At 75.6% G+C, this 3,877-nt stretch carries 4 protein-coding genes; all 4 read left to right on the forward strand.

Features of this window, described 5'->3' with window-relative positions; translation table 11 throughout:
- The coding region (locus ACSNOD_RS29400; RefSeq protein ID WP_436770120.1) for a fluoride efflux transporter FluC at positions 1-420 on the forward strand (420 nt) is incomplete at its 5' end.
- Positions 417-785, forward strand: a complete 369-nt coding sequence (gene crcB, locus ACSNOD_RS29405; protein WP_436770121.1) for a fluoride efflux transporter CrcB — start codon at positions 417-419, stop codon at positions 783-785. The genes ACSNOD_RS29400 and crcB, both read left to right, overlap by 4 nt.
- Before the next feature lie 85 nt (positions 786-870).
- Positions 871-1,494 (forward strand): hypothetical protein, encoded by a 624-nt coding sequence (locus ACSNOD_RS29410; protein WP_436770122.1) that lies wholly within the window; start codon positions 871-873, stop codon positions 1,492-1,494.
- Between the two features lie 464 nt (positions 1,495-1,958).
- Positions 1,959-3,877, forward strand: a 1,919-nt coding sequence (locus ACSNOD_RS29415) for a DEAD/DEAH box helicase (RefSeq protein WP_436770123.1), incomplete at its 3' end; no start/stop codon positions are given.

Consider the following 3,877-nt stretch of genomic DNA (forward strand, 5'->3'; position numbering starts at 1 on the left):
CCCGCCGGGGCCGGCGCGTCCGGCGGTTCGGGCGGGGGCTCGGGCGGCGCCGGGGGCGTACTCGCCGCCGTGCCGTGGAGCACCTTCGGCGTCAACCTTCTCGGCTGCGCCCTGATCGGCGTGCTGATGGTGCTCGTCGCCGAGCGCGAGGGGGCCCATCCGCTGCTCCGCCCGTTCCTGGGCACGGGCGTGCTGGGCGGCTTCACCACCTTCTCGACCTACGCCGTCGAGGTCGTCGAGCTGCTCGAAGACGGCCGTACGGCGACCGCCGCCGGTTACGCCCTGGGCACCGTGCTGGGCGCCCTGGCCGCCGTGACCGCGGGCGCGGTGGCGACGAGGGCGGCCGTGCGCCGGGTCGTGAGGCGCCGCGGCCGGCCGCCGCGCGAAGCCGTGGCCGGCGACGGACGGGGGCGCCCGTGAACTGGCTGCTCGTCGCCGTCGGCGCGGCCATCGGCGCGCCCCTGCGCTATCTGACGGACCGTTGGGTGCAGGCGCGGGTCGACTCCCCGTTCCCCTGGGGGACGTTCACCGTCAACGCCGCGGGCAGCCTGGTGCTGGGGGCGCTGACCGGCGCGGCCGGCGCCGCGTCCCCCTCGCTGCGGCTGTTCCTCGGCACGGGCCTGTGCGGGGCGCTCACCACGTACTCCACCTTCGGTTACGAGACCCTGCGGCTGGCCGAGCGCGGCCACCGGCTGACGGCCGTCGCCAATGTCGTGGCCACGGTGCTGATCGGGCTCGGCGCCGTGGCGCTGGGCTCGGCGGCGGCGCGGGCGGCGCTCGGCTGAGGACGGGCCCGCGCGTGTCCTGCGCGGGGCGGCGGGAGTTGAGCACGGCAGTCCCTGCCCGCCCGCCGTGCCCGGAGGTGCCGCCGTGCGCCCGCTCCCTGCTCGTACTCCCGTTCCCCGCACGCCGGAACGGACGCTCGCGCACCCCACCCCGGTGCGGCCCTCCGTACGGGCACAGGCGCGCGTGCTCGCCGTGGTCCTCGCCGCGCTGGTGGCGGCCACGGGCTGCATGAGCGTGAGCGACGACCCCGAGCGGCCCAAGCCCTCCGGCTCGGTCGGCGAGCGGGGCGGTGAGGCGGCGCCGGACGGCGGCCCCGTGGTGACCGGGGGCGGCGGCAGCAGCGGCGGCGGCTCCGGGCGCGGCGCGGCGGACCGCGGGCCCGACGGCAAGGGCGGCAAGGACGAGAAGCGCGGCAAGGACGGCAAGGCCGGGGAGAAGGGCGCGGGGCCGAGCGCGGGGCCGTCGGCGAGCGCGGGCGGCCCGGACCGGCCGGGGCCCCGGCCGCGCGATCCGGAGCCGTCGCACCCGGCGGCCTCGCCGTCCCGGACGGTCACGGAGCCCAAGCCGACGCCGCCGGCGCCCGAGCCGACGCCCCCGAGCCCGGAGCCCACGCCGACGGAGCCGCCGTCGGCCTCGCCGAGCGCGTCGGCGGTGTCGGCGCACCACCGGGAGCCGTCGGCGGCTCCGCGGCCGCAGCCGGTGGTGTGATCGGGCGGCCGAGCGGCGTACGCGGCCGGGGGCCGGGCCGGTGCGGCCGGGGGCGGGCGGCGTGCGCGGGCCGGGGCCGGGCCGGTGCGGCGGGTGGCCGGCCGGGTGTGGCCGGGCTCACGGACCGGGGGCCGCTTTCCTGGGTTACCGTTGGGGTACGGCGCTGTCGGACAGCCCCGCCGGACGGCGGGTCGACGGGCGGGACACCATCCCCCACGCCGGAGGCGCGCGTCATCATCGACCACGCCGTACCCACTGACGTGCTCGTTTGCCCTTCCGGGTGAAGGGTGCGTATGGTGGTAGATCGTTTGATCCCATTTGCCTGGCCATTTCGGTCCGAAGAGACCGGAATGCGCCGCGTGGCGCGTTCCTCTCTCTTGCCGTGGCTGACCGCATCGAGGCGGTCGTATGCGAATCACGGGGTTTGGGCGCGTGCCGAGACTCCGGAAGGTTCTTTGCTTCGCATGTCTGTTTCCGCTTCTGACCGCTCCGTCATGCCCGCGGCCGAGCTCGACGAGACCGTCGACGCCCCCGCGACCGAGGCCGTGGCCGTCGTCGAGGCCCCCGCCTCCGCGCCCGCCGCCTCCGACGAGATCACCGAGGTCGTCGAGGCCGCTCAGGACGAGGCCGTCGAGGCCGTCGACACCGAGGTCGTCGAGACCGAGGCCGCCGAGGACAAGGCCCCCGAGATCACCTTCGGTGACCTGGGCCTGCCCGAGCCGATCGTCCGCAAGCTGGCCCAGAACGGTGTCACCACCCCGTTCCCGATCCAGGCCGCGACCATCCCGGACGCCCTGGCCGGCAAGGACATCCTCGGCCGCGGCCGTACCGGCTCCGGCAAGACCCTCTCCTTCGGTCTGCCCCTGCTGAGCCGGCTCGCCGGTGGCCGCACCGAGAAGAAGCGCCCGCGCGGTGTGATCCTCACGCCGACGCGTGAGCTCGCCATGCAGGTCGCGGACGCCCTCCAGCCGTACGGCGACGTGCTCGGCCTCAAGATGAAGGTCGTCTGCGGCGGTACGTCGATGGGCAACCAGATCTACGCCCTGGAGCGCGGCGTCGACATCCTCGTCGCCACCCCGGGCCGGCTGCGCGACATCATCAACCGCGGCGCCTGCTCCCTGGAGGAGGTCCAGGTCGCGGTCCTCGACGAGGCCGACCAGATGGCCGACCTGGGCTTCCTGCCCGAGGTCACCGAGCTGCTCGACCAGGTGCCGGCCGGCGGCCAGCGCCTGCTCTTCTCCGCCACCATGGAGAACGAGATCGCGACGCTCGTGAAGCGCTACCTGACCGACCCGGTCGTGCACGAGGTCGACAGCGCCCAGGGCAACGTCACCACCATGACCCACCACGTCCTGGTCGTGAAGCCCAAGGACAAAGCCCCGGTCACCGCGGCGATCGCCGCCCGCAAGGGCCGCACGATCATCTTCGTGCGCACCCAGCTGGGCGCCGACCGCGTCGCGGAGCAGCTCTGCGACGCCGGTGTGCGCGCCGACGCGCTGCACGGCGGCATGACCCAGGGCGCCCGTACCCGCACCCTGGCCGACTTCAAGGACGGTTACGTCAACGTCCTCGTCGCCACCGACGTCGCCGCCCGCGGCATCCACGTGGACGGCATCGACCTGGTGCTGAACGTGGACCCGGCCGGTGACCACAAGGACTACCTGCACCGCTCCGGCCGTACGGCCCGCGCGGGCAAGAGCGGCACGGTCGTCTCGCTGGCGCTGCCGCACCAGCGGAAGCAGATCTTCCGGCTGATGGAGGACGCGGGCGTCGACGCCTCGCGCCACATCGTCGGCGGGGCCGGCGCCTTCGACGAGGACGTCGCCCGGATCACCGGTGCCCGCTCCCTCACCGAGGTGCAGGCCGAGTCGGCGTCCAACGCCGCCAAGCAGGCCGAGCGCGAGGTCCAGAGCCTCACCCGCGAGCTGGAGAAGGTGCAGCGCCGGGCCGCCGAGCTGCGCGAGGAGGCCGACCGGCTGACCGCGCGTGCGGCGCGCGAGCGCGGGGAGGACCCGGCGGAGGCGCTGGCCGCCGCCGCTGCCCGGACGTCGGAGCAGACCGAGGCGCCGGCCGCCGCGGCCGTCCCGGAGCAGGCCGCTCCGGCCGAGTCCGCGGCCGCCGCGACCGCGTCGGCTCCCGCCGCCGCTGCCTCGTCCTCGTACGAGCGTCCGTCGTCCTCGTACGAGCGTCCGGCGTCGTACCAGCGCCGCGACGAGCGGGGCAACTACGAGCGCCGGGACGACCGTCCGTTCAACCGTGACCGTGACCGGGAGCGCCGTGACGACCGTCCGGCCCGCTCCTACGAGCGCCGTGACGACCGTGGCGGCGAGCGCGGTGGCTTCAACCGTGACCGCGGTGGGGACCGTCCGTTCAACCGTGACCG

The organism is Streptomyces sp. URMC 123 (assembly GCF_051386515.1).
GTDB lineage: Bacteria > Actinomycetota > Actinomycetes > Streptomycetales > Streptomycetaceae > Streptomyces.